This window comes from Streptomyces sp. NPDC048197 (genome assembly GCF_043202395.1).
GTDB lineage: Bacteria > Actinomycetota > Actinomycetes > Streptomycetales > Streptomycetaceae > Streptomyces > Streptomyces siderophoricus.
The window spans coordinates 59,146-82,883 of sequence record NZ_JBIDAJ010000032.1 but is presented as its reverse complement, the minus strand read 5'-3'; the positions used below and the strand labels follow the sequence as shown (position 1 = coordinate 82,883).

The window sequence follows — 23,738 nt, the reverse complement described above, 5'->3', positions numbered from 1 at the left end:
GACTGGTTGATGTTGATCGGAGGTGGTTATCAGTGGCTTCACCAGCCAGCCAGGGCGGCCGGCCCCGCCAGCCCAGCCTGGCCCAGCTGCGGGCGTTCGCGGCGGTGGCCGAGCATCTGCATTTCCGCGAGGCGGCGGCCGAGATCGGCATGAGCCAGCCCGCGTTGTCCGGCGCGGTCTCCGCGCTGGAGGAGGCCCTCGGGGTGCAGCTGCTGGAGCGTACGACGCGCAAGGTGCTGCTGTCGCCCGCGGGGGAGCGGGTGGCCGCCCGGGCCCGTACGGTCCTGGAGGCCGTCGGCGACCTGATGGAGGAGGCCGAGGCGGCCCGCGCGCCCTTCACCGGCGTCCTCCGTCTCGGCGTCATCCCGACCGTGGCGCCGTACCTCCTCCCGGCCGTGCTCCGCCTGGTCCACGACACCTATCCCGACCTGGACCTCCAGGTCCACGAGGAACAGACCGCGTCGCTGCTCGACGGCCTGGCGCACGGGCGCCTCGATCTGCTCCTGCTCGCCGTCCCGCTCGGCGTCCCCCAGGTGACCGAACTCCCGCTCTTCGACGAGGACTTCGTGCTCGTCGCGCCCAAGGACCACTGGCTCGGCGGCCGCGGCGACATCCCCCGCCAGGCGCTCCAGGAGCTCGACCTGCTGCTGCTCGACGAGGGCCACTGCCTGCGCGACCAGGCCCTGGACATCTGCCGGGAGGCCGGCCGCGACGAGAACACCCCGGTCACCACCAGCGCGGCGGGCCTCTCCACCCTCGTCCAGCTCGTGGCCGGCGGCCTGGGCGTGACCCTCCTGCCGCGCACCGCCCTCCGCGTCGAGACCGGCCGCAACGACCAGCTCACCACCGGCTACTTCGCCGACCCGGCCCCGTCCCGCCGGATCGCCCTGGCCATGCGCACGGGCGCGGCCCGGCAGGAGGAGTTCCAGGAGTTCGCGGCGGCACTGCGGGAGGCGCTGCGGGGGCTGCCGGTGCGGATGGTTACGGGGTGAGGGTCAGGGGCGGGCGGCCCGCGGCCGGGCGTCGTCCAGGACCTGCCCGACGTCCAGAGTGACTTCGGCGCCGATCGACTCCGGAAGGGTGACCTTCTCGCCGGCCACATGAATGCGGTGCACGGCATAGTCGTCCACCATCGGCTCGGTGAGGACGTGTAGGCGTTCGTGCCTGCGGTCGACGATCACATATACCGGCACCTTCGCCGCCCCGTAGGCGGTCACCTTCGTGCGCAGGTCGTTGATGTAATTCGTGGACGTGACCTCCAGCACCATCCGGAAGACCGCCGGGTCGCAGCACCCGTACTCGATGACGTGATCCTGGAAGTCGGCGTCCACCACGGAGAGGTCAGGAACGGCGAAGTCCTCCGGTCCGTCCGGCAACCACAGGCCGAGGCCTTCCAGCACCTCTGTCCGGCCGCCGTCCAGCCCGGCCGCGACGAAGGGTCGCCGGAGACGGGAAAGCCCCTTTGCATGGGCGGGGTCAGGGGGTGGGGTCACGGTGAGGACGCCTCCGAGGATCTCGACGCGGTGGCCAGGGAGCTGCTTCATGAGCTGGTCGGCCTGTTCGAGGAGCGTCAGAGGCTCGCGGCCGTGCGCGTAAGGACCCTCGACAGCTGCTGCGGACATGCATGCCTCCCGTTGGCTGGTGCCGAGGCCATCATCGTAGGCAGGAGTGCCTGCGCACGTCTCGTACGACAGTGTTCACCCGTTCGAGGATCATGCTCAGCAGCGGCGGGCTCGGGTGAGCAATGCCGCCACGTCGAGGTGCACCCTTGTCCCGACGGAGGCCGGGAGGGTCACCTGTTCGCCGGGGTGATGGACCCGGTGGTTTCGGTACGTACCGTGGCGCGGGTCGGTCAGGACGTGGAGGCAGTCGTCGCGACGGTTGAGGATGACGTAGACCGGGATCTCGGCGCTGGCATAGGCCGCGACCTTGGTGTCCAGCTCGTTGCCATAGTTGTTCGAGGTGACTTCCAGGACCAGGCGGAAGATGACGGGGTCGTAGCAGTTGAACTCGACGAGATGTCCGTCGAAGTCGTCGGTGAGGGCGAGATCGGGGATGGCGAAGTCGTAGGGGCCGGTCGGCAGCCGGACGGCGAGCTTCTGGAGGACGTGCCTGTTCCCGGCGTGCAGACCGGCCTCGATGAACAGAAGCGTCAGGTCGGTCAGTACGCACCCATGGGCCCCGTCCGGCAGCGGGGTCACCCGGATCTCCCCGCCGATGACCTCGAAGCGGACGCCGGGGAGGCGGTCCATGAGCTGGTCGACCTCGTCGAGGAGGGTGGACGCACGGGTCGCACGGGGTGGCATTTCTCGGCTCCTGACGGGCGTTGAGGTGTCCTTGAGCGGTGTCAGGGCATCGTCGTCGTACCCGGTCCTGGCCCGCTCGCCGTACGGAGTGGTTCACCCGTTCGAGGACGCGCGCGTCACTCCGTCTGCAGGCCCTCCGGTCGCATCATGCGCCACAGGGGCGGCAGGCTCAGGGCGGTGACGAAGAGGATGACGGCGGCGCCGGTGGCGGTCATGGCGAGGACGACCGGCCAGTCGACGGTGACGGCGCTGTCGATCATGGTGAGGAGCAGGGCGCCGAGGGAGAGTCCGCAAGCCAGGGCGAGGGCGAGGCCGAGGAGGACGGGGAGGGCGGTCTGCCAGAGGAGCGACCGGCCGAGGGTGGCGCGGCGGATGCCGTGGGCGTCGAGGGTGGCGAGCAGGCGGCGGCGTTCGTGGAGCTGCTCGACGGTGGTGATGATCAGGCCCGCGCCGATCAGCAGCAGGGTGACCACGGCGCCCGCGAACAGGGCGTTGCGGACGCTGGAGTACTGGCCGTCGTGCGGATTGTCGACCGCGGACGACTCCAGCACGGTCGGGTCGAACCGGGACGCGGTGGTGCGGAGGTGTTCCACCGCGTCGGGGACGGAGCGGTCGAAGTCGACCCGGAGCTCCATGCTGGGGGCGTTCAGCCGGCCCGGGTCGAGCGCGGACGGGGTGACCAGCAGGTCGTAGGAGAACAGGCCGGGGCCGTGGCCGGGGGCGAGCAGCCGGGCGGTGCGGGCGGACCGGGGGATGGTCCAGGGGTGCGGGTCGAGCCGGTCGCCCCGCACCATCGGCGGGTTGAGGTCGAGCCGGGCCCCGGGGACCAGGGCCGGTTCGCGGTCCGGGGTGTTGGCGGTGAGGAAGACCTCGCCGTCCCGGCAGGAGGGCAGCTGGGCGAGCCGGCGCAGTTCGGCGCAGCTGCCGATGGCCAGGGTGGAGGGGTGTTCGGGGGGAGCGGGAGCAGCGGCGGCGCGGTCGGTGGGGAGGGGGCCGGCGAGGCCGTCGATGGTGCCGCGGGCGTCCGTCACGCCGGGGGTGGCGCGCAGCGCGGTGAGCGCCCGCTGGGTCGTGGGCCAGTCCTTCGCGTTGCCCCACAGGCCGATCCGCGGCAGCTTGCCGGACTCCGCGTAGGCCGTGGCGTACCCGGCCTGCATCCCGGTCATCAGCATGTGGACGGCGATGGCGCCGGCCACCGCGACGGTGATCCCGCTGACCGCGCGGGTGGCCGAACCGCTGCTCAACTGCAGGCGGCGGACGGCCAGTTGCCAGGAGACGGGGCCGCCGTGCAGCCGGCCGACCACCGCGTCCACCAGCCAGGGCAGCAGTGCGGTGACCCCGAGCAGCAGCAGCATCGCACCGGCCGCGAGGCGGACGGTGTTGAGCGGGTCGTCGGTCCACGGCCCCTCCCAGGCCAGCGGGACCAGCAGCAGCGCACCGACGGCGGGCAGCGCCGGACGCCACCACAGCCGGCGGCGGACCGGCCGGCGGTGGTGGACGACGCCGAGCGGATCGACGGTGACGGAGCGCTGGGCGAGGAGGGTGACCAGGACCGCCGCGGCCGGGACGAGCAGCGTGATCAGGGCGGCGGCGAGCGGGCCGGGGGTGATGTCGGCGGGGAAGACGTTGATGTCCCACAGCGTGATGTACGGGGCGAGGCCGCGGGCGGCCAGGAACAGCGCGGCACCGCCGGCCACCCCGAGCAGCGAGCCGAACAGCGCCTCCCCGGAGGCAATCCGGCGGGTCGTCGGGACGTCGGTGCCGACCAGCCGCAGCGCCGCCAGCCGCTCCTCGCGGCGCTCGTTGCCGAACCGCACCGACGTGCCGATGAAGACCATCACCGGCGTCATCAGTGCCACACACGTCATGATCACCAGCAGCACGGCAGGGGCGCTCATCGGCCGCGGGTCCCAGCTCTTGCCGAAGTGGTCGATGCGGTAGCCGTCCGGTGCGGCCAGGGTGGCGCGCTGCGCGACGTACGTGAGCTCCTTCGGGCCGAGCAGCCCCGCGTCGCCGATGGTGCCGGCGATCTCGTACGGCAGGCGGTCGCGCAGCAGGGCACCGCCGGGGGAGCCCAGCAGGTCCTTGAGGGCGGGGGACACCAGCATCCGGCCGGGGCCGGGGAGGCGGTCGATGCCGGGCGGGACCGGCGGGTGCGCGCCGTCGGGACGGACCAGCCGGCCGCGGACCTCGGCGCCGTGGAAGGTGGTGTCGGCCGAGGCGTAGCGCAAGGTGGTGTCGGAGGGCCGGGGTTCGTGCAGCTGGCCGAGGTTCTCGCGGGCCTTCTCCCGGCCGTGCCAGGCGTCCATCAGGTGCGGGACGGACGCGCCGAGCAGCAGGACGGCCACGCCGAGGGCGACCCCGGCGGCGGTCAGCGCGGTGCGGATCCAGCCCTCGCGGCCGCCGCCGGCCGCGAACCGCATGCCCATCGCGAGGTCGCGGGCCCAGGCGCCGGGGCCGAAGCGGGCGGCGCCGAGCGGGCCGCGGCCGTCGCCGCCCGCGCCGTAGGTGCCGGTGCGGGAGCGCAGCAGGCTCATATCAGGCCCGCCAGCATGTCCTTCACCTTGCCGTCGCGCACGACGACCTCGCGGTCGGAGTACGCGGCCACCCGGGCCTCGTGGGTGACCAGGACGACGGCGGCACTGGTCTCCCGCGCGGCGTCGGTCAGCAGGGTCAGCACGCGCTCGCCGTTGAGCGAGTCCAGCGCGCCGGTGGGTTCGTCGGCGAAGATCACCCGGGGCCGGGTGGCGAGCGCACGGGCGACCGCGACCCGCTGGCCCTGGCCGCCGGAGACCTCGCCGGGCCGCTGGCCGGCCACCGCCTCGACCTCCAGGCGCTCCAGCCACTCGTGGGCGCGGCGTTCGGCCTCCTTGCGCCGGGTGCCGTTCAGCCGCAGCGGCAGCGCGACGTTCTCCAGGCAGGTCAACTCCGGTACCAGACGGCCGAATTGGAAGACGAAGCCGAAGTCGGTGCGGCGCAGGGCGCTGCGCTGGGCGTCGGTCAGGCCGGTGAGGGTGTGCGGGCCGTAGTGGACCGTGCCGGAGTCGGGGGTGATGATTCCGGCGAGGCAGTGCAGCAGGGTCGACTTGCCGGAGCCGGAGGGGCCCATCACGGCGACGACCTCACCGGGGTGGATCGAAAAGTCCGCGCCGGCCAGGGCCGGGGTGCGGCCGTAGGCCTTGTGCAGCCCCTCGGCGGCGAGCAGGGAGCCCTCGGGGGTCATGCCCGGACCGCTTCCGCCAGTTTCTCCAGCCGGGCGGCGGTCAGCTCCAGCCAGCGCAGATCGGCCTCCAGGTGGAACAGCGCGTGGTCGCAGATCAGCTGGTCGGCGAGGTCGCCGGTGCGCTTGCGCTCGGTCAGTCCGCGCATCATCCGCAGGTGTTCGGCGCGTTGGGCGTCGAGGAGTTCGGCGGCGTTGCGGTCGGTCAGCAGGGCCAGCACCACCTTGGTGTAGAGCGTCGACTGCAGGTACGGCTCGGGCTTCTCCGGGCGGGCCAGCCACTGCGCGACATCGGTGACGCCGGCGTCGGTGATCGCGTACCGCTTGCGCTCCGGGCCGGCGCCGGGCTCCACCGCGTCCACCTCGACCAGGCCGTTCTTCAGCAGCCGGGACATCGTGGAGTAGACCTGCCCGTAGTGCAGCGGGCGGTCCTGGCCGAAGTGCTCGTCGAAGGCCCGCTTGAGGTCGTAGCCGTGGCGGGGGCCGGACTCCAAAAGGCCCAGCAGCGTATGACCGATTGACATGCCGACCACCTTACTGGCGGTGTAACGGCGGTGTATACGTCAGGTGTATAGGGGGAGGAGGCGGCGCCGCCCGTCGTGGTGTGCGGCCCTATTGCTGGTCGTCCGGCTTCTTCGGCGGGCGGCCCCGGCGCGGGATCGCCCCCGCGCCCCGGGGTAGCCGCCCCGCCTCGGAGAGCGCCTTGCGGAGCAGGAACTCGATCTGCGCGTTGGCGCTGCGCAGTTCGTCGTCCGCCCAGCGGGCCAGCGCGTCATGGATCAACGGGTCCAGCCGCAGCAGCACCTGCTTGCGCTGCTGCGGCCGTCGCGCGGGGGTCCGTCCGCCTTCGGCGCCGGACTCCTCCGGGGTCCCCGTGCTCATGCTGAAACCTCGCTACGCTCGGCCTCGCATTCGCGAGGCACGCACCCCCTAATGGTTCGCTCGCTACGCTCCCTCACTGGTACAGCGAGCCCGTGTTCAGTACCGGCTGGGCGGCCCGGTCGCCGCACAGCACCACCATCAGATTGCTGACCATGGCAGCCTTCCGTTCCTCGTCCAGTTCGACGATGTCCTGCTCGCTGATCCTCGCCAGTGCCTGCTCCACCATGCCGACCGCACCCTCGACGATCTGCTGGCGGGCCGCGACCATCGCGCCGGCCTGCTGGCGCTGGAGCATCGCCGAGGCGATCTCGGGAGCGTAGGCGAGGTGGCTGAAGCGGGACTCGATGATCCGCACGCCGGCCGCCTGGACCCGCGCGGTCAGCTCCAGGGCCAGCTTCTCGGTGATCTCCTCGGCGTTGCCGCGCAGCGACAGGGCGTCCTCGTCGTGCGCGTCGTAGGGGTACTCGATCGCGATGTGCCGGACCGCCGCCTCGGTCTGGGTGGCGACGAACTCCAGGAAGTCGTCGACCTCGAACAGCGCCTGGGCGGTGTCCTCCACCTGCCAGACCACGATCGAGGCCAGCTCGATCGGGTTGCCGTAGGCGTCGTTGACCTTCAGCACCGCGGTCTCGTGGTTGCGCACCCGGGTGGAGATGCTGCGGGCGGTGGTCAGCGGGTTGACCCAGCGCAGGCCGTCGGTGCGGATGGTGCCGACGTACCGCCCGAAGAGCTGGATGACCCGGGCCTCGCCGGGGGCCACCATCTTCACGCCGGTCATGCAGAAGAGGGAGCCGAGCAGGATCGCGGCCCCGGCCAGGATCAGGGGTATGCCGGCCGCCTTGTTGCCGCCGTCGGCCAGGAAGCCGCCGACGGCGATCCCGGCGACGCCCAGCGCCACGCCGAGCACGGTCAGCAGCAGGGCCAGCCCGCCCGCGATGCTGTGTGCCCTGACCTCGCGGATCTGCGGGCGGGGCATCTCGGGGGCGGTCACGGCGAGGTCGTCGCCGGCGGTGGGGCCTGAGGTGGGGCCGGTGAGGTGGTCGGCCGCTGGCTTCTCGGACATGGATATCCCCGTTTCTCCCGATGCGGCGCGTGATGTCCGCCGCACTTCATGATGTCGCTGGTCTAGCAAAGTGATAGCAGATTAACGGACGGGCGACCCGGTCGTCCAGTCCCCGCGCCGAGCCCGATTTACGGCAAGTGCACAGGTGAGAGCCGGGCGACGCAGAAAACCCACCCCCTGGTTCCGTCGCGCCGGGTGCTGTTTGTCACGTCGGGAAAAGCCTTGATCGATGAGTATTTGTTGACAGATGCGGTGTTAGCTTCAACAGCTGAGTTAGCTGGGGGCGGAACGACTGGAGTTGTCGAAGCGATGGGCCGAGCGGAAGCGAGACGGGCGCAGCAGGGGAGCGCCCGCCGGGCCAAGACGAAGCAGAAGAAGTCCGGCATACGCCGCCTCTTCACCTGGAAGAAGATCCTCGGGACCTTCCTCGGGGTGTGCCTGCTGGGCATGGCCGCCTTCATCGGGCTGTACCTGTACGTGGACATCCCCGCCAAGGGCAACGAGGACGCAGGCAAGCAGGCCAACGTCTTCAAGTACGCCAACGGCAAGGTCTTCGCCCGCGGCGGCAAGCTCAACCGCGAGGCGATCAGCCTCAGTCAGATCGACACGAAGGTGCAGCACGCCTTCGTCGCCGCGGAGAACAAGAGCTTCTACCACGACTCCGGCGTCGACCTGTGGGGCACCGCCCGCGGCATCCTCAACACGCTGATGGGGCACGGCAAGCAGGGCGGCTCGACGATCACCCAGCAGTACGTCAAGAACTACTACCTGAGCGACGAGCAGACGGTCAGCCGCAAGCTGCAGGAGATCGTCATCTCGCTCAAGGTGGACGACAAGCTCTCCAAGAGCCAGATCCTCGAGGGCTACCTCAACACCAGCTACTACGGCCGCGGCGCCTACGGCATCCAGGCCGCCGCCCAGGCGTACTACCGCAAGGACGCCGAGAAGCTGACCGTCACGGAGGGCGCCTACCTCGCCTCGCTGCTCCAGGCGCCGAGCCAGTACGACTGGCAGGCCGCCACCGCCACCGGCCGGAAGCTGGTCAAGCAGCGCTGGGCGTACACGCTCAACAACATGGCCGAGATGCACTGGCTCTCGCCCGACGAGCGCGCCCGGCAGCACTTCGAGAAGCCCAAGCCGCCCAAGCCGATGCCCGGTGTGACCGGCCAGAAGGCCTACATCCTCGAAGCGGCCAAGCAGGAGCTCTTCGCCCAGGGCGTCGACCCGAAGCGGTTCGACGCCGGCGGCTGGACCGTCACCCTCGGCATCGACCCCGACAAGCAGAAGGCACTGGAGAAGTCCGTCCAGCGCAAGTTCACCGGCGACCTCGACCCCGCCAAGCGCAAGGTCGACGGCGACGCCCAGCTCGGCGCCGCCTCCGTGGACCCCAGGACCGGACACATCGTCGCGATGTACGGCGGTGCCGGCTACCCGAAGCACTACCGCAACAACGCGACCCGCTCCGACTACCAGGCGGCCTCCACCTTCAAGCCGCTGATCCTCGCCTCGGCGATGCAGAACAGCGCGCAGACCCAGGACGGCGTGCAGATCACCCCGAACACGATCTACGACGGCAGCAACCGCCGTCCGGTCGTCGGCGGCACCATCCCCTTCGCGCCGCCCAACGAGGACGAGCACGACTACGACAAGATCACCGTCCAGACGGCCACCAACAACTCCGTCAACGCGGTCTTCGCGCAGATGGGCGCGGACGTCGGCCTGGACAACGTGAAGAAGACCGCGGTCAGCCTCGGCATGGACGGCTCCAAGATGGACGTCAAGCCGGCCATGACCCTGGGCGCCATGGGCGCCAGCCCGCTCCAGATGGCCGGGGCCTACGCCACGCTCGACAACCACGGCGTCAAGGTCACCCCCACGATGGTCACCAAGGCCGTGCACAGCGTCGACGGCGTGGAGCACGAGCTGAAGATCAAGGACCCGATCGGCCAGCAGGTCCTCGAGCGCAGGACCGCCGACACCGTGACCTCCGTCCTCACCGGCGTGGTCAACGACGGCACCGCCTCGGAGGCCGTCAAGAACACCGCCTACAAGGCCGCCGGCAAGACCGGTACCTCCGACGACGACAAGTCGGCCTGGTTCGTGGGCTACACGCCCAAGCTGGTCACCGCGGTCGGCATGTTCGGCGAGTCGCCCAACGGCGGCGCCCAGGTGACCCTCAAGGGCACCGGTGGCGGCGGCCGGGTCAACGGCGGCGGCTACCCGGCCAAGGTGTGGGCGGACTACACACAGACCGCGCTCGGCGGCAGCACCGGCGGCGACTTCGACCTGGAGACGGACATGGGCGCCGCGGTCCCGCCGACCACCACCCCGTCGCCGACCGCCACCCCCTCGACGACCCCGTCGCCGACCGGCAGCCCGAGCAGCACCCCCAGCGGCACCCCGTCGTCCCCGTCGGGCCGCCCGTCGCACACCCCGAGCGGCCGCCCGAGCAGCCCGACCACCCCGAGCGACACGGCCTCACCGCCGGACGGCGGTGTGGACGGCGGTGACACCACCGGCACCACCAGCGGCGTCGACGGCGGCACCGGCGGCAACGGCAACGGCGGCACCAAGGGCGCCAACAGCATGCCGGGCTTCAACTGACGCCGGCAGCCGACCAGAACGACAACAGCGCGGCCCCCGCCGAACCGGCGGGGGCCGCGCTGTTGCCGTACGGAACCGGGTCAGCGGCGCGGCGTCCCCGGCGGCATGCTCAGCTCGAACCAGACCACCTTGCCCATGCTCAGCCGGGTCGCACCCCACCGCCGGGCCATCCGGTTGACGAGGTAGAGCCCCCGCCCGCCCTCGTCCGAAGGCCGGGCCTGCCGCAGCCGCGGCAGCTGCGGTACGTCGTCCCCGACCTCGCAGCGCAGCACGTCGGTGCGCAGCAGCCGCAGCGTGATCGGCCGCTCCGCGTACCGCACCGCGTTCGTCACCACCTCACTGACCAGCAGCTCCAGCTGATCGGTGAGGTCGTCCAGACCCCAGCGCGCCAGCGCCCGGCGGGCCAGCCGGCGGGCCTGCCCGGCGGTCTGCGCCTTCGGGTCCAGGTACCAGTACGCGACGTCGCTCGGCGCGATCCCGTCGAACCGGGCCGCCAGCAGCGCGATGTCGTCGTCCCGGTCGCCCGGCCCGAGCATGTCCAGCACCTCGTCGCACAGCGGCTCCAGCGGCGGCGGGTTCGGGCCCGTCAGCCGGGCCGTCTCCGCCAGCCGCTCCCGCAGCTGCTCGATCCCGGTCCACACATCGCGGATCCGCGACTCCACCAGACCGTCGGTGTACAGCACGAGCGTGGCCCCCGCCGGGGCGTCCAGCTCCACCGCCTCGAAGTCCACCCCGCCGACGCCGATCGGCGCGCCCGGCGGCACCCGCAGCACCTCCGCGCGCCCGCCGCGGTGCAGCATCAGCGGCGGCGGATGGCCCGCGTTGGCGATCGTGATCCGGTGCGCGACCGGGTCGTACACCGCGTACAGGCAGGTCGCCATCCGGTCCGAACCCAGCCGCTGGGCCTGCTCGTCGAGGTGGTGCAGCACCTCCTGCGGCGGCAGGTCGAGACCGGCCAGGGTCTGCGCGGTGGTGCGCAGCTGGCCCATGATCGCCGCCGAGGTCATCGAATGCCCCATGACGTCACCGACCACCAGCGCCACCCGGCTGCCCGGCAGCGGGATCGCGTCGTACCAGTCACCGCCCACCCGGGCCGTCTCGGCGGCCGGCAGATAACGGCTGGCCAGCCGCACCCCGGTCGGCTGCGGCAGCGAGTCCGGCAGCATCGTGCGCTGCAGCGCGTCCGCGATGTACGCCTCCCGGCCGTACAGCACCGCCTTGTCCACGCCCAGCGCGGTGTGCGTCGCCAGCTGCGCCGCCACCAGCAGGTCGTCCGGCTCGAACGCCGGCCGGTCGGGCCGGCGCAGGAACACCGCCGCCCCGATCACCCGCCGCCGCCCGCGCAGCGGCGCCAGGATCACCCGGTGCCCGCCCGGCAGCCGCGGATCGGGGCCCAGCAGCTCGGGCAGCGCGGTCCGCGCCGCCTGCGCCTCGCCGAACAGCGGCCGTACGCCCCGCAGCACCTCCGCCAGCGGACCGCCGGGCCGCACCTCGGCCAGCTCCGCGGCGCTGCCGCCCATCGCCGGACCCAGATCGGGCTGCGCCGGCAGCACCGGCAGCCGCCCGCCGTTGGTGTCCGGCTCCTCCGGGATCCGGTCGGTGCGCCGCAGCCGCAGCACCACCGGTCCGGTGGGCCGCTCGTCACCCACCGGCAGCGGATCGCGCAGATACACCAGGATCGCGTCGGCGAAGGTCGGCACCGTCGCCCGGCACAGCCCCAGCACGATCTCGTCGAGGTCGATGCCGCGGGCGATCCGCCGGGTCGCCGCACCGATGAACCGCAGCCGGTCACCGCCCGCCTGCCGGGCCGCCGCGACCTCACCGCTCTCGCCCGGATGCGCCGAACGCGCCGGGCCGGCCGGCGGCAGCGGAGCGGGCGGCGGGCCCGACGGCGGCCCGGCCGGCGCCGGCACCTGTGCCCCGGTCGCCTCCCCGGCCGCCCGGGACCGTCCGGCGCCGCCGTCCCGCGGCCGCCCGATGCCCTCGCCGCCCGGCCGCGGACGCTCGCCGCGGTGCGGCTCCTCGGCCGGATCCGGTGTGCCCGCGCGGCCCACCGCGCCCTGCGCCACCCGCCGCCGCGCCGGGGCCGCCTCGCGTTCCCCGTCCGGTGCGCCGCCCGGCCGCCCGCTCGCCGGCATGGCCACCTCCCCGTAAGAGTCGGCGCCCCAGGGGTCGCCGCCGTAAGTGTCCGCGCCGCCAAAGGCGTTCGCGCCGCTGTACATGCCCGCGCCACGGTACGCGCCCGCGCCGCCGAAGGTGTCCCCGTACGCCTCCCCGTACGGAATCGCCGCGTCGTCCCGGGCCGCACCGTGGTCCGCGGGCGGCTCGCCGTCGGCCCGGCCGGCCGGCGGCCCCGCCGGGACGAAGCCGGCCGCGGCGGGCTGCTGCAGGGCGCCGCGCGGGTCCGGGACGGCGCCCAGCGGCGGTGTCCGGCCCGGCCCCCGCGCAGGGGACGCCGAGGGCGCGGCGGTCGGGGCCGACCGCCGCGATTCGTGGGAGGTGGGATGCTCCGTCACGCGTGGGATTCCATCCGTCCGGGGCTGCGCGTCCGACGCGCCGCGTTCCGGGCGCGCAGCCCGTACGGGACGCGCCCGACGCGCTGCGTTTCAGGCGCGTCGCAGGTGCAGAAAGAGCTGGATCTCGGGTGGTACGTCCGTGCTCGCCGGGGCGTAGGCGTAGGCGTCCTCCCCGACGACGTCGAAACCCGCGTCGTGCACGACCCGGCGCAGGTCGTCCCGCAGGTAACCCGATACCCGGATCGTGTTGCCCAGGAACGGGATCGGGAAGTCGTCCACGTCCGCCTCGACCATCGACAGGGCCATCAGGCCCCCGGGTCGTAGCAGATCATGCAGCAGGCCCAGTGCGTAAGGGATTTCCGCACGGGGCAGCATCAACAGCGAGAAATAAGCGGCGACACCGTCGAAGGAACCGGGGCCGCCGAGCCGGCCGCCCCGCAGATCGGCGATGTCCAGGCGGTGGAATTCGGCACCCGGGGCGTTGTCCCGGGCCAGCTTGACCATGGAGGGGGAGAGATCGATACCGACCACGCGGTGCCCGGCCTCGGCGAGCTGACGGGCGGTCGGCAGGCCCGTACCGGACCCGACGTCCAGGACGCGGGCGCCCGCGGGCAGTGCACCGGCCAGCCAGGCGCCCGAGGACACCTGACCCTCCTTGTGCGGAAAGGCGTCGTTGTAGCGGTCGCCGATCGCGTCGAAGGCGTCGGCCTGCCCGGCCCGGTCCAGCGCTAACCGGTTCAGGCCCTCGTACTCGTCGTAGCTCTTCGCGCTCACGACCTCGCCTCTCCTGCGACCGCGGTCAAGTTCGTTTTCCAGTTCTGGAGTTGCGCCTGTGCAGTCTTGCGGAGGACGATCCTACGTTTGAAGACCCGGGGCGCAGCAAGGGGGCTCGGACCGGCTCCTCGCCCCGCGGGAAACAGCTTTGCCCAAAGGCGCACCTTTCCACGGTCCGCCCCCTTCACTCCCACTCGGTGTACCCCGTTTCACTTCGCTCCCTCACGACCGCAAACACTCCGGTGGGCGGTCCCAGTCCTCCGGGAGCCGCGGAACCTGCCAGGCCGGGTCGGGCCGCCAGTCCTCCCAGCCGTCCGAGTACGGTTCGCGCCAGGCCGAGATCTGTGCGATCGCGGCCCGTCCGGCGGACCGGACCTCCGCGGCCCGCGCTTTTGTCATCAGCCCGTCCCGCTGCGCCTGTGCGAATTCGTCCTCGTCCCGCCACTCCCAGTGCCGGTCCGGATAGACACAGATGTCGAGGAAGTGGTCCTCGGAGTCAATTCCCCCTGACCAACGACGGCGCGGCTGCTCCAGATTGACGTACCAGTTCTTGAACTGCCAGCCCTGCTCCCAGAAGAGCCAGACCGACCAGGGGTCGCCGGGCCGCGCGAGCTTCAGCACGCCGGTGCCGAACCAGTGGTCGCGGGTGGTCCGGCGCGGTTTGGTGTAGCGGGTGGCGAGCGGCTCGCGGTGCACCGGCGTGCCGTCGGCCAGCACCGGCTTGATGCACGCGGTCCCCGGCGCCATCCACACCGCCAGCAGCTCCTCGGTGTCCTGGACGACGGTCATCGGCCGGCAGATGTGGAAGCGCCCCGGGTCGGCGTTGTCGCGGTAGCGCCACAGGACGTGGTCGCCCGGCGCCCAGGGGCCCGCCGCGCCGTCCGCCGCCACCTGCCGCACCCCGGACGTCCCGCGCCCGCCGGCCGTCCCGCCTTCCGTCGTGTCCACCATGTCCGCTGTCATGGGCAGATTTTAGAGGTGCCGTATGACGCCCGCCGTGACATGAGACGCAGCGGGCGTTACGGGCGCGGTAACGTACCTTGCTTGCGGTGTTACGGCCGGGTCATGCGCAGCACGTCCAGCGCCTCGTCCAGCTGCTCCTCGGTGAGCAGCCCGCGTTCCACGTACCCCTCGTCCAGGACCACCTGACGGATCGTCCTCCGCTCGGCGAGCGATTTCTTCGCCACCTTGGCCGCCTCTTCATAACCGAGGTACTTGTTCAGCGGCGTGACGACGGACGGCGACGATTCGGCGTATTCGCGGGCCCGTTCCGGATTGGCGGTGATGCCGTCGACCGTACGGTCCGCCAGCAGTCGCGCCACATTACCGAGCAGCCGGATCGATTCGAGGACGTTCCGCGCGATCACCGGGAGCATCACATTGAGCTCGAAATTACCGGCCGCGCCGGCCGCGGCCACCGTCGCGTCATTCCCGGTGACCTGTGCGGCGACCATCAGCACCGCCTCCGGAATCACCGGATTGACCTTCCCCGGCATGATCGACGAACCGGGCTGGAGGTCCGGCAGATTGATCTCGGCGAGCCCGGTGCGCGGCCCCGACGCCATCCACCGCAGGTCATTGGCGATCTTCGTCAGCCCGACGGCGATCGTCCGCAGCTGCCCGCTGGTCTCGACGATGCCGTCCCGTGCGCCCTGCGCCTCGAAATGATTGCGCGCCTCGGTCAGCGGCAGTCCGGTGGCCCGGGCCACTTCCGCGATCACCGCGGCGGAGAATCCGGGTGGTGTATTGATGCCCGTGCCGACGGCCGTACCGCCGAGCGGCAGTTCCGCCAGCCGCGGGACCGCACTGCGCAGCCGCTCCACGCCGTACCGCACCTGGGCGGCATATCCGCCGAATTCCTGGCCCAGGGTCACCGGCGTGGCATCCATCAAATGCGTCCGCCCCGACTTCACGACGTCCGCGAATTCCTCCGCCTTCCGCTCGAACGCCGCCGCGAGATGCTCCAACGCCGGAATCAGACCGTTCAGCACCGCCGAAGTGGCCGCGATGTGGATCGACGAGGGAAACACATCATTGGACGACTGGCTCGCATTGACGTGGTCGTTCGGATGGACGTCCCGCCCCAGCCGCTCGCTCGCGAGCGTGGCGACGACCTCGTTGGTGTTCATGTTCGACGACGTCCCGGAGCCCGTCTGGAACACATCGACCGGGAAGTGCGCGTCCCACTCACCCCCGGCGACCGCAGCGGCCGCCTCCTGCACGGCCTCCGCGACGTCCTTCTCCAGCACCCCCAGCTCGGCGTTCACCTTGGCGGCCGCGCCCTTGATCCGCGCCAGCGCCTCGATGTGCGCCCGCTCCAGCCGCTGCCCGGAAACGGGGAAGTTCTCCACCGCGCGCTGTGTCTGCGCCCGCCACTTGGCCTCCGCGGGCACCCGGACCTCGCCCATGGAGTCGTGCTCCACGCGAAACCCGCCGCCGTCACCCACTGCACTCGTGTCACTCATACCTATGACAGTGCCCTGCGGAGGGGATCTGTTCCCGCCCCGACGCACTCCGCCCCGCCGGCAGTTCGCCCGGCGGGGCGGTGGTGGTGTGCGGCGGCCCGGGGGAGGGCCGGGCGGGTCAGGCGCCCTGGCGCACCGGGATGCTGGTGAACGTCGGGGCCGGGGCCGGGTCCTGGAAGAAGTCGTTGCCCTTGTCGTCGACGACGATGAAGGCCGGGAAGTCCTCGACCTCGATCTTCCAGACCGCCTCCATGCCGAGCTCCTCGTACTCCAGGACCTCGACCTTCTTGATGCAGTCCTGGGCCAGACGGGCGGCCGGGCCGCCGATGGAGCCGAGGTAGAAGCCGCCGTGGGCGGCGCAGGCGTCGGTGACCTGCTGCGAGCGGTTGCCCTTGGCGAGCATGATCTTCGAGCCGCCGGCGGCCTGGAACTGCTCGACGTAGGCGTCCATCCGGCCCGCGGTCGTCGGGCCGAACGAGCCGGAGGCGTAGCCCTCGGGGGTCTTGGCCGGGCCCGCGTAGTAGACCGGGTGGTTCTTGAGGTACTCCGGCATCTCCTCGCCGGCGTCCAGACGCTCCTTGATCTTGGCGTGCGCGATGTCGCGGGCGACGACCAGCGTGCCGGTCAGGGACAGCCGGGTCTTCACCGGGTGCTTGGTCAGCTCGGCGAGGACCTCGTCCATGGGACGGTCGAGGTCGATGGCGACCGCGTCGAGGTCGGGGCCGGCGCCCTCGGTCAGTTCCTCGTCCGTCGTCTCCGGCAGGAAGCGGGCCGGGTCGGTCTCCAGCTGCTCCAGGAAGACGCCCTCGGCGGTGATCTTGGCGACGGCCTGGCGGTCCGCGGAGCAGGACACCGCGATGGCGACCGGGCAGGAGGCGCCGTGCCGGGGGAGGCGGACCACGCGGACGTCGTGGCAGAAGTACTTGCCGCCGAACTGCGCGCCGATGCCGATCTTCTGCGTCAGCTCGAAGACCTTCTCCTCCAGCTCCTTGTCCCGGAAGCCGTGGCCCGTGGGCGAGCCCTCGGCGGGCAGCTCGTCCAGGTAGTGCGCGGAGGCGTACTTGGCGGTCTTGAGGGCGTACTCGGCCGACGTACCGCCGACGACGATCGCGAGGTGGTACGGCGGGCAGGCGGCCGTACCGAGCGAGCGGATCTTCTGCTCCAGGAACTTCATCATGGAGCCCTCGTTGAGGACCGCCTTGGTCTCCTGGTAGAGGAAGGACTTGTTGGCGCTGCCGCCGCCCTTGGCCATGAAGAGGAACTTGTAGGCGCCGCCGTCGGTCGCGTACAGCTCGATCTGCGCCGGGAGGTTGGAGCCGGTGTTCTTCTCCTCCCACATGGTCAGCGGGGCCATCTGCGAATAGCGCAGGTTCAGCTGCGTGTACGCGTCGAAGATGCCGCGGGAGAGCGCTTCCTCGTCGCCGCCCTCGGTGAGCACGTTCTGGCCGCGCTTGCCCATCACGATCGCGGTGCCGGTGTCCTGGCACATGGGCAGCACGCCGGCGGCCGCGATGTTGGCGTTCTTCAGCAGGTCGAGGGCGACGAACTTGTCGTTGGCCGAGGCCTCGGGGTCGTCGATGATCTTCCGGAGCTGCCCGAGGTGCTCGGGGCGCAGGTAGTGCTGGATGTCATGGATCGCCGCTTCGGCCAGCTTGCGCAGCGCCTCCGGCTCGACCTTGAGGAACGTCCGGCCGTCGGCCTCGAAGGTGCTGACACCTTCCTTCGTGATGAGGCGGTACGGGGTCTTGTCCTCTCCCGTGGGCAGTAGGTCGGTGTAGGCGAATTCCGGCATCGCGGCCAATCCTTACTCGACGATGGCTTCGGCTGACATCTGCGGCAGCGCCCCAACAGCGTAGAACCCTGGCGCGCGGACGGGGCTGTGAGGTAAGGCTCAGTCGGCGGCAGGCTCCGGTTCGGCGGCGGTACGGGGCCGGTGCGGGCTCCGGTTCGGGCGAATGTGCGGTCCGCCGCGGCAATCCCTAGTCGCGATCTATCGCGTTTCGGTACGCTGGGGCGGTGGATGCAGACAACGGGGGACGAGTGGGCCCCGAGACCCCGCAAACGGTGGACCTGACCAAGGCCGCGGCCAGGCCCGCGGGCGCGCCCGTGGCCGAGGCGGACATCCGGGCGTCCGACGCGGACCGCGATCGGATCGCCGCGATACTCCGGGAGGCGCTGGCGGAGGGCCGCCTCGATCCCGAGGAGCACGCCGAGCGGATCGACACGGTCTACCGCGCCAAGACCCTGGGCGAGCTGGAGCCGGTCGTCCGCGACCTGCCGGCCGCCGGCGGCCGTCCGCAGCCGGGACCGGGCACGTCGGCGGCCGCGGCCGGCACCGGCGCGCCGCCCCCGGACCAGAACCTCGTCGCGATCTTCAGCGCCGCCTCCCGCAAGGGGCGTTGGCACGTCCCGGCGCGGATCAACGCCGTCGCGATCTTCGGGTCCGTCGAGATCGACCTGACCGAGGCGGTCTTCCCGCAGCAGCAGGTCCAGATCACCGTCACCTCCCTCTTCGGGAGCGTGGAGATCCGGGTGCCGGAGAACGTCACGCTGCGCAGCAGCGGCTCGGGGATCCTGGGGGCCTTCGAGATCGACACCCACGAGGCGGAGGACGGCGACGCCCCGCAGATCCAGGTCAACGGCTTCGCCGTCCTCGGCAGCGTGGAGGCCCGGCCCAAGCGCGGGGCGCTGATCAGCGACCTGCGGGACCGGATGCGGGAGAACCACCGCGAGCTGCGCGGCCGGGTGTGGGAGGACCACCGCGATCTGCGCCGGCAGCTCCGCGACGAGCACCGCGAGCGGCACCAACTGCTGCGTCTGGAGCGGCAGGAGCGCCGGGACCGCTTCCGCAAGAGGCACGACCGCGGCCGCTGAGGTACGGACGTCCCGGGGCCGCGGTACGACTTTTCGCGTTGTCGCGTGATCTCCTTTCCGCACGATCGCCACGGTGTGCATAAGCGTGCGCACAGCGGGTAGGGCTGGTGCATCGTCTCTCGTACGGCTGCGGGGTGCGGAAAAAGGCCGTGCGCAGCGAGACGGGCAAGGGTGATTCTCGCGCCGAAGCCGTCGTCAGGAGTAGACCGTGCTGCTACCGCATCAGCCCCTGCAGGATGCCGCTGTCCTTCCGTCCCCGCGAGTACCTGCGCGCGACGAGGCCGGTCCCTGGCATTCCGAGGCGGTGTGCCGCCGGGACGAAGCCGGGCTGTTCTTCGCCCCGTCGAAGGAGCCGACCGCCGCGCGGCTGGCCAGGGAAGAAGCCGCGAAGCGGGTCTGTGCCCGCTGCCCGGTGATGGTCGAGTGCCGGGAGCACGCGCTCCTCCAGCCGGAGCCGTACGGCGTCTGGGGCGGGCTCACCGCGGCCGAGCGCAGGGTCGTGCTGACCCGGCGCCGGCGCCGGGAGTCCGAGCTGCAGCGTGCGGCCCATATGCCCGCGGCCGGCTGAACCGACCGCGCGTATGGGCCACTTCGCCCCCGCCGGAGCCTCTCCGGCGGGGGCGAAGTGCGTCCGGGGTCGTCCCGGTGGGAGCCGTCAGCTCGGGCGCTCGAAGTCCACCGAGCTGTAGGCGCGCAGCTTCGACAGCCGGTGCTGGGAGTCGATCTGCCGGATCGTGCCGGACTTGGACCGCATCACCAGGGACTGGGTGTAGGCGGTCTCGGCGCGGTAGCGCACGCCGCGCAGCAGCTCGCCGTCGGTGATGCCGGTGGCGACGAAGAAGACGTTGTCGCCACGGACCAGGTCGTCGATCTCCAGCACCTTGTCCAGGTCGTGCCCGGCGTCCAGGGCGCGCTGCCGCTCCTCGTCGTCCTTGGGCCACAGCTTGGCCTGCAGGGTGCCGCCCAGACACTTCATGGCACAGGCCGTGATGATGCCCTCGGGCGTACCGCCGATGCCCAGCAGCAGGTCGACGCCGGTGCCCTCGCGGGCCGCCATGATCGCGCCCGCGACATCGCCGTCGGCGATGAACTTGATCCGGGCGCCCGCCTCCCGGACCTCCTTGACCAGGCCCTCGTGGCGCGGCCGGTCCAGGATGACCACGGTGACGTCCTCGACCGCGGACTTCTTCGCCTTGGCGATCCGCTTGATGTTCACCGCCACCGGGGCGGTGATGTCGACGAAGTCCGCCGCCTCCGGGCCGGTGGCGAGCTTGTCCATGTAGAAGACCGCGGACGGGTCGAACATCGACCCGCGCTCGGCGACCGCCATCACGGACACCGCGTTGGCCATGCCCTTGGCGGTCAGCGTCGTACCGTCCACCGGGTCCACGGCCACGTCGCACTCCGGGCCGGTGCCGTCCCCGACGCGTTCGCCGTTGTACAGCATCGGGGCGTGGTCCTTCTCGCCCTCCCCGATGACGACGACCCCGTTCATGGACACGGTGTGGATCAGGGCGCGCATGGCCTTGACCGCCGCGCCGTCCGCGCCGTTCTTGTCACCTCGCCCCACCCAGCGGCCCGACGCCATGGCACCGGCCTCGGTGACCCGGACGAGTTCCAGGGCGAGGTTGCGGTCCGGGGCCTCGGGGCTGACCTCGAGTTGGGACGGGAGATGATGCTCGGTCATCGAGCGCACCTTTCTGTACGGCGACGGCCGTGGAGGAGTGAGGGTGGCTGTGCGGGGGCGCGGGGGTCTCCCCCAGAGGTTCACAGTATCCGCACGTCACCAAAATGAGCAGAGGGCCCTTCGCATGAGCGGCCGACCGGGGGATGCGCGACACGGTGTTCGCGCAGGTGACGGGCGTCACCGGGGGGCCTGTCGGGGCCGGCGCGGGGATGGGGGACCATAGGGGCGTGGCAGGTATGCGAGGCAGGCAAACGGTGCGGGACATGGTCCTGTCGCTGGCAGTGATCGGCGTCCTGGTCGGGGCGATCTACATCTTCATCCCGCACGACGAGAGTGCGGACGCGGCGAAGAACGCGGTGAAGACGGTCGACTACCGCGTCGAGCTGATCACCGCCCGGCGGGCGGCGCCCTATCCGGTCGCCGCACCCCAGGGGCTCCCCAGGACCTGGCGTGCCACCTCCGTCTCCTACAAGGTGAGCGACGACGGCAAGGGCGGTGCCTGGCACCTGGGCATGCTCGACCCGGAGGAGCAGTACGCGGCGGTCGAGCAGAGTGACGCGCCGCCGCGGAAGTTCATCCAGGAGGTCACCCTCGGCGCCACCAGGACCGAGGGCAAGCAGGCCGTCGGCAGCAAGAAGTGGGACCGCTATGAGGGCGACAGGTACAAGGCGCTGGTCCGCGAGGAGAAGGGCGTGACCACGGTCGTCACCGGCACCGCGCCGTACGGGCGGCTGGCGGACCTGGCGGCCGCCCTGGTGGCGAAGTAGCGCTGACGCAGGCGAAGCATGCAGGGGCCGCCGCACCCGGGCTGGGTGCGGCGGCCCCTGTGTGGTTTCCGACGGCCGTCGGACGGTGCCGACCGCGGTCGGAGGGTGGTGACGGCCGTCAGACGGTGGTGACGGCGTCGTCGAAGGTCAGGCGCGGCGCGCGCGGGAAGAAGGCGTCCGGGCCCGGCTTGCCGATGTTGATGACGAGGAAGGACTTCTGCTTGCCGTCGCCGAAGAACTCCTTGTCGATGCCGGTGAAGTCGAAGCCGGTCATCGGGCCGGCGGCCAGGCCGGCGGCGCGGACGCCGACGATGAAGTAGCCGGCCTGCAGGGTGGCGTTCTGGGTGCCGGCGACCTCGCGGACGGCGGCCTCGGCGAAGAAGGTGTCCTTGATGCCGGGGGCGTGCGGGAAGAGCTCCGGCAGCTTCTCGTGGAAGTCCAGGTCGACGGAGAGGATCGCGGTCAGCGGCGCGGTCAGGGTCTTCGGGCCGTTGGCGCCCATGGCGTGGTTGACCAGGCGCTGCCGGGCCTCGGGCGAACGGACCAGGGTTATCCGCAGCGGCGACTGGTTGAAGGCGGTCGGGCCGAACTTCACCAGGTCGTAGATCGCCTGGACCTGCTCGTCCGTCACCGGCTCGTCCGTGAACGTGTTGGCGGTCTGGGCCTCGCGGAACAGCAGGTCCTGGGCGGCGGCGTCAAGGGCGAGAGACATGAAAAGCACCTCGGTGGTCAGCTCGGTGGTCAAACGGGTCTGCGGTAGCCGCCGCGGAGGCGGCGAGTACCACGATGCGGATACCGCAGTCCACATACTGCACGGTTCTCCGTGCTCTCCACTCTAAAGCAGATAGATTAATATTCAACTAAATCGGGGGTGTTGTGAGCCGGTTCACATGAGGGGGTGTGAAGGGCCGCCTGATCTGCGGGCGGCGAGCGGCGCGCGGCCCGGAGACCGCCGCGCCTACCGCTCCTCGGCCAGCGCCGCGTCCAGCCGGGCCCGGGCGCCGTCCAGCCAGCGGCGGCACACCTTCGCCAGCGCCTCGCCGCGCTCCCACAGCGCCAGCGACTCCTCCAGCGTCGTACCGCCCGCCTCCAGGCTGCGGACGACCTCGATCAGCTCGTCCCGCGCCTGCTCGTAGCCGAGCGTGGAATCCACCGGGGGCACCGCGTCCGCGGATGTGCCCGGCTGCGGTCCGGCGGCGTCCGGGCCCGGCTCCGCGGCGGGCTCCGCACTCTTGGGGCCCCGCGCGCCGGTGTCCGCGCCGGCCGCCGGGCCCTGCTCCGTCTCCGCCACGCCGTCCGTCTCCCGCTCCGTCTTCGCCTGCGCCTTCGCCATGTCTCCCACCCTATTCGGGGTCACTGACAGTGCCCTGGACGCCGCCGACCCGGACCCGGAACTCGCCCGCGGACACCCGGGCCCGCAGCTCCTCCCCGGCATCGACCTCCGCGGGGGAGCGCACCGCCGCCCCGTCCGCCTTCTGGAGCACCGCGTAGCCGCGCTCCAGCGTCGCCCTGGGCGAGAGCGCGACCACCCGCGCGAGGGTGTGCGTCAGCTCCGAATCGGCCCGGTCCAGCAGATGCCCCAGCGTCCGCCGGCCGCGCTCCACCAGAGCCGTGACCTGCTCCTCACGCTCCTCGACCATCCGCTGCGGCCGCTCCATGCACGGCCGCTGCAGCGCCGCCGCCAGCCCCCGCTGCTCCCGCTGCAGGAAGCCCTCGACCGCGCGCAACGCCCGCTCCCGCAGCTGTTGCACCCGGGCCAGCTCCTCGCCGACGTCCGGGACCACCTTCTTCGCCGCGTCCGTCGGAGTCGAGGCGCGCAGATCGGCCACCAGGTCCAGCAGGGGCGTGTCCGGCTCATGACCGATCGCCGAGACGACCGGCGTCACCGCCGTGCTCACCGCCCGGACCAGCTGCTCGTCGGAGAACGGCAGCAGGTCCTCCACGCTGCCGCCGCCGCGGGCCACGATGATCACATCCACCTCGGGCAGCGCGTCCAGCTCCTGCACCGCCGCGATCACCTGCGGCACCGCATGCACGCCCTGCACGGGGACGTTGCGCACCTCGAAGCGGACGGCCGGCCAGCGGTGCCGGGCGTTCTCCAGCACGTCCCGCTCCGCGGCGCTGGCCCGCCCGCAGACCAGCCCGATCAGCTGCGGCAGGAACGGCAGCGGCCTCTTGCGGTCCGCCGCGAACAGCCCTTCCGCCGCCAGTGACTTCTTCAACTGCTCCAGCCGCGCGAGCAGTTCACCGACGCCGACCGGCCGGATCTCCGCGGCCCGCAGCGACAGTTGACCGCGCGGGGCGTACCACTCCGGTTTGGCGTGCACCACCACCCGGGCGCCCTCGCTGATCACGTCCGCGACCTTGTCGAAGACCTGGCGGTAGCACGTCACGCGGAGCGAGATGTCGTGGGACGGATCGCGCAGCGTCAGGAAGACCACGCCCGCGCCGGGGCGGCGGGAGAGCTGGGTGATCTGCCCCTCGACCCAGACCGCGCCGAGCCGGTCGATCCAGCCGCCGATGAGCCGGGACACCTCGCCGACCGGGATCGGCGTTTCGGGGGACGTGGAGACAGCCATA

21 protein-coding genes are annotated in these 23,738 nt (G+C 71.7%); 5 read left to right on the top strand and 16 right to left on the bottom strand.

The genetic code is table 11. The features are described from left to right. Nucleotides 1-32 precede the first annotated feature (32 nt). Entirely contained in the window at nt 33-992 is a 960-nt protein-coding gene (locus ACGF4C_RS31090) for a LysR substrate-binding domain-containing protein (RefSeq protein WP_393570688.1), read from the top strand. 3 nt (nt 993-995) lie between these two features. On the opposite strand, the gene ACGF4C_RS31085 is transcribed toward ACGF4C_RS31090, so the two are convergent. The 7 genes from ACGF4C_RS31085 to ACGF4C_RS31055 form a co-directional block, all read right to left on the bottom strand. Then, on the bottom strand, nt 996-1,622 hold the full coding sequence (locus ACGF4C_RS31085; protein ID WP_393570686.1) for a Uma2 family endonuclease: 627 nt from the start codon (nt 1,620-1,622) through the stop codon (nt 996-998). Nucleotides 1,623-1,718: 96 nt separating this feature from the next. Continuing rightward, entirely contained in the window at nt 1,719-2,306 is a 588-nt protein-coding gene (locus ACGF4C_RS31080; protein WP_393570684.1) for a Uma2 family endonuclease, read from the bottom strand. A gap of 116 nt (nt 2,307-2,422) precedes the next feature. After that, nucleotides 2,423-4,843: an FtsX-like permease family protein gene (locus tag ACGF4C_RS31075; RefSeq protein ID WP_393570682.1), complete on the bottom strand. Its 2,421-nt coding sequence runs from the start codon at nt 4,841-4,843 to the stop codon at nt 2,423-2,425. Then, nucleotides 4,840-5,529, bottom strand: coding sequence for an ABC transporter ATP-binding protein (locus ACGF4C_RS31070; RefSeq protein WP_393570680.1), 690 nt, complete (start codon nt 5,527-5,529; stop codon nt 4,840-4,842). The genes ACGF4C_RS31075 and ACGF4C_RS31070 overlap by 4 nt, the downstream gene beginning before the upstream one ends. Further along, complete coding sequence (locus ACGF4C_RS31065) at nt 5,526-6,050, bottom strand: PadR family transcriptional regulator (RefSeq protein WP_030412186.1); 525 nt, start codon at nt 6,048-6,050, stop codon at nt 5,526-5,528. Before ACGF4C_RS31065 ends, ACGF4C_RS31070 begins: the two co-directional genes overlap by 4 nt. A gap of 88 nt (nt 6,051-6,138) precedes the next feature. Further along, the gene (locus ACGF4C_RS31060) at nt 6,139-6,408 is read right to left on the bottom strand and encodes a hypothetical protein (RefSeq protein WP_393570677.1); all 270 of its coding nucleotides are present in this window, start codon (nt 6,406-6,408) and stop codon (nt 6,139-6,141) included. Nucleotides 6,409-6,481: 73 nt separating this feature from the next. Then, the gene (locus ACGF4C_RS31055) at nt 6,482-7,384 is read right to left on the bottom strand and encodes an SPFH domain-containing protein (protein WP_393570699.1); all 903 of its coding nucleotides are present in this window, start codon (nt 7,382-7,384) and stop codon (nt 6,482-6,484) included. A gap of 396 nt (nt 7,385-7,780) precedes the next feature. On the opposite strand from ACGF4C_RS31055, the gene ACGF4C_RS31050 reads away from it, so the two are divergent. Further along, the gene (locus tag ACGF4C_RS31050) at nt 7,781-10,075 is read left to right on the top strand and encodes a transglycosylase domain-containing protein (protein WP_393570675.1); all 2,295 of its coding nucleotides are present in this window, start codon (nt 7,781-7,783) and stop codon (nt 10,073-10,075) included. Nucleotides 10,076-10,155: 80 nt separating this feature from the next. On the opposite strand, the gene ACGF4C_RS31045 is transcribed toward ACGF4C_RS31050, so the two are convergent. The 5 genes from ACGF4C_RS31045 to ACGF4C_RS31025 form a co-directional block, all read right to left on the bottom strand. Continuing rightward, nucleotides 10,156-12,591, bottom strand: a complete 2,436-nt coding sequence (locus ACGF4C_RS31045; RefSeq protein ID WP_393570673.1) for a SpoIIE family protein phosphatase — start codon at nt 12,589-12,591, stop codon at nt 10,156-10,158. A gap of 90 nt (nt 12,592-12,681) precedes the next feature. Next, nucleotides 12,682-13,365, bottom strand: a complete 684-nt coding sequence (locus tag ACGF4C_RS31040) for a class I SAM-dependent methyltransferase (protein ID WP_393570671.1) — start codon at nt 13,363-13,365, stop codon at nt 12,682-12,684. 222 nt (nt 13,366-13,587) lie between these two features. Then, complete coding sequence (locus ACGF4C_RS31035) at nt 13,588-14,328, bottom strand: DUF402 domain-containing protein (RefSeq protein ID WP_393570669.1); 741 nt, start codon at nt 14,326-14,328, stop codon at nt 13,588-13,590. Nucleotides 14,329-14,417: 89 nt separating this feature from the next. After that, entirely contained in the window at nt 14,418-15,830 is a 1,413-nt protein-coding gene (locus tag ACGF4C_RS31030; RefSeq protein WP_393570667.1) for a class II fumarate hydratase, read from the bottom strand. Between the two features lie 118 nt (nt 15,831-15,948). Then, on the bottom strand, nt 15,949-17,631 hold the full coding sequence (locus tag ACGF4C_RS31025) for a fumarate hydratase (RefSeq protein WP_393570665.1): 1,683 nt from the start codon (nt 17,629-17,631) through the stop codon (nt 15,949-15,951). A gap of 215 nt (nt 17,632-17,846) precedes the next feature. Between ACGF4C_RS31025 and ACGF4C_RS31020 the strand changes: the two genes are divergently transcribed. Together ACGF4C_RS31020 and ACGF4C_RS31015 are read left to right on the top strand one after the other, a co-directional pair. Continuing rightward, a complete protein-coding gene (locus ACGF4C_RS31020) occupies nt 17,847-18,704 on the top strand; it encodes a DUF1707 domain-containing protein (protein WP_393570663.1) in 858 nt (285 codons plus the stop codon). Nucleotides 18,705-18,912: 208 nt separating this feature from the next. Beyond that, the gene (locus ACGF4C_RS31015) at nt 18,913-19,272 is read left to right on the top strand and encodes a WhiB family transcriptional regulator (protein ID WP_030412196.1); all 360 of its coding nucleotides are present in this window, start codon (nt 18,913-18,915) and stop codon (nt 19,270-19,272) included. An 87-nt stretch (nt 19,273-19,359) separates the two neighbouring features. On the opposite strand, the gene glpX is transcribed toward ACGF4C_RS31015, so the two are convergent. Beyond that, the gene (gene glpX, locus ACGF4C_RS31010; protein WP_030412197.1) at nt 19,360-20,391 is read right to left on the bottom strand and encodes a class II fructose-bisphosphatase; all 1,032 of its coding nucleotides are present in this window, start codon (nt 20,389-20,391) and stop codon (nt 19,360-19,362) included. A gap of 236 nt (nt 20,392-20,627) precedes the next feature. Between glpX and ACGF4C_RS31005 the strand changes: the two genes are divergently transcribed. Continuing rightward, nucleotides 20,628-21,158, top strand: coding sequence for a DUF4245 domain-containing protein (locus ACGF4C_RS31005; RefSeq protein WP_393570697.1), 531 nt, complete (start codon nt 20,628-20,630; stop codon nt 21,156-21,158). Between the two features lie 118 nt (nt 21,159-21,276). Here the strand turns inward: ACGF4C_RS31005 and ACGF4C_RS31000 are convergent, their stop codons facing one another. The 3 genes from ACGF4C_RS31000 to xseA all read right to left on the bottom strand — a co-directional run bounded on the left by ACGF4C_RS31000 (nt 21,277) and on the right by xseA (nt 23,737). Further along, on the bottom strand, nt 21,277-21,870 hold the full coding sequence (locus ACGF4C_RS31000) for a malonic semialdehyde reductase (protein ID WP_201801725.1): 594 nt from the start codon (nt 21,868-21,870) through the stop codon (nt 21,277-21,279). Nucleotides 21,871-22,116: 246 nt separating this feature from the next. Beyond that, complete coding sequence (locus tag ACGF4C_RS30995) at nt 22,117-22,320, bottom strand: exodeoxyribonuclease VII small subunit (RefSeq protein ID WP_030412200.1); 204 nt, start codon at nt 22,318-22,320, stop codon at nt 22,117-22,119. 181 nt (nt 22,321-22,501) lie between these two features. Further along, entirely contained in the window at nt 22,502-23,737 is a 1,236-nt protein-coding gene (gene xseA, locus ACGF4C_RS30990; RefSeq protein WP_393570660.1) for an exodeoxyribonuclease VII large subunit, read from the bottom strand. Nucleotide 23,738: the final 1 nt, after the last annotated feature.

Bases quoted from the DNA above. Each gene is read 5' to 3' on its own strand.
- ACGF4C_RS31000 (WP_201801725.1), bottom strand. From the start codon at position 21,870: ATGTCTCTCGCCCTTGACGCCGCCGCCCAGGACCTGCTGTTCCGCGAG.
- glpX (WP_030412197.1), bottom strand. From the start codon at position 20,391: ATGACCGAGCATCATCTCCCGTCCCAACTCGAGGTCAGCCCCGAGGCC.
- ACGF4C_RS31035 (WP_393570669.1), bottom strand. From the start codon at position 14,328: ATGACAGCGGACATGGTGGACACGACGGAAGGCGGGACGGCCGGCGGG.
- ACGF4C_RS31080 (WP_393570684.1), bottom strand. From the start codon at position 2,306: ATGCCACCCCGTGCGACCCGTGCGTCCACCCTCCTCGACGAGGTCGAC.
- ACGF4C_RS31075 (WP_393570682.1), bottom strand. From the start codon at position 4,843: ATGAGCCTGCTGCGCTCCCGCACCGGCACCTACGGCGCGGGCGGCGAC.
- ACGF4C_RS31085 (WP_393570686.1), bottom strand. From the start codon at position 1,622: ATGTCCGCAGCAGCTGTCGAGGGTCCTTACGCGCACGGCCGCGAGCCT.
- ACGF4C_RS31050 (WP_393570675.1), top strand. From the start codon at position 7,781: ATGGGCCGAGCGGAAGCGAGACGGGCGCAGCAGGGGAGCGCCCGCCGG.
- ACGF4C_RS31060 (WP_393570677.1), bottom strand. From the start codon at position 6,408: ATGAGCACGGGGACCCCGGAGGAGTCCGGCGCCGAAGGCGGACGGACC.
- ACGF4C_RS31070 (WP_393570680.1), bottom strand. From the start codon at position 5,529: ATGACCCCCGAGGGCTCCCTGCTCGCCGCCGAGGGGCTGCACAAGGCC.
- ACGF4C_RS31030 (WP_393570667.1), bottom strand. From the start codon at position 15,830: ATGAGTGACACGAGTGCAGTGGGTGACGGCGGCGGGTTTCGCGTGGAG.
- ACGF4C_RS31065 (WP_030412186.1), bottom strand. From the start codon at position 6,050: ATGTCAATCGGTCATACGCTGCTGGGCCTTTTGGAGTCCGGCCCCCGC.
- ACGF4C_RS31005 (WP_393570697.1), top strand. From the start codon at position 20,628: ATGCGAGGCAGGCAAACGGTGCGGGACATGGTCCTGTCGCTGGCAGTG.
- xseA (WP_393570660.1), bottom strand. From the start codon at position 23,737: ATGGCTGTCTCCACGTCCCCCGAAACGCCGATCCCGGTCGGCGAGGTG.
- ACGF4C_RS31055 (WP_393570699.1), bottom strand. From the start codon at position 7,384: ATGCCCCGCCCGCAGATCCGCGAGGTCAGGGCACACAGCATCGCGGGC.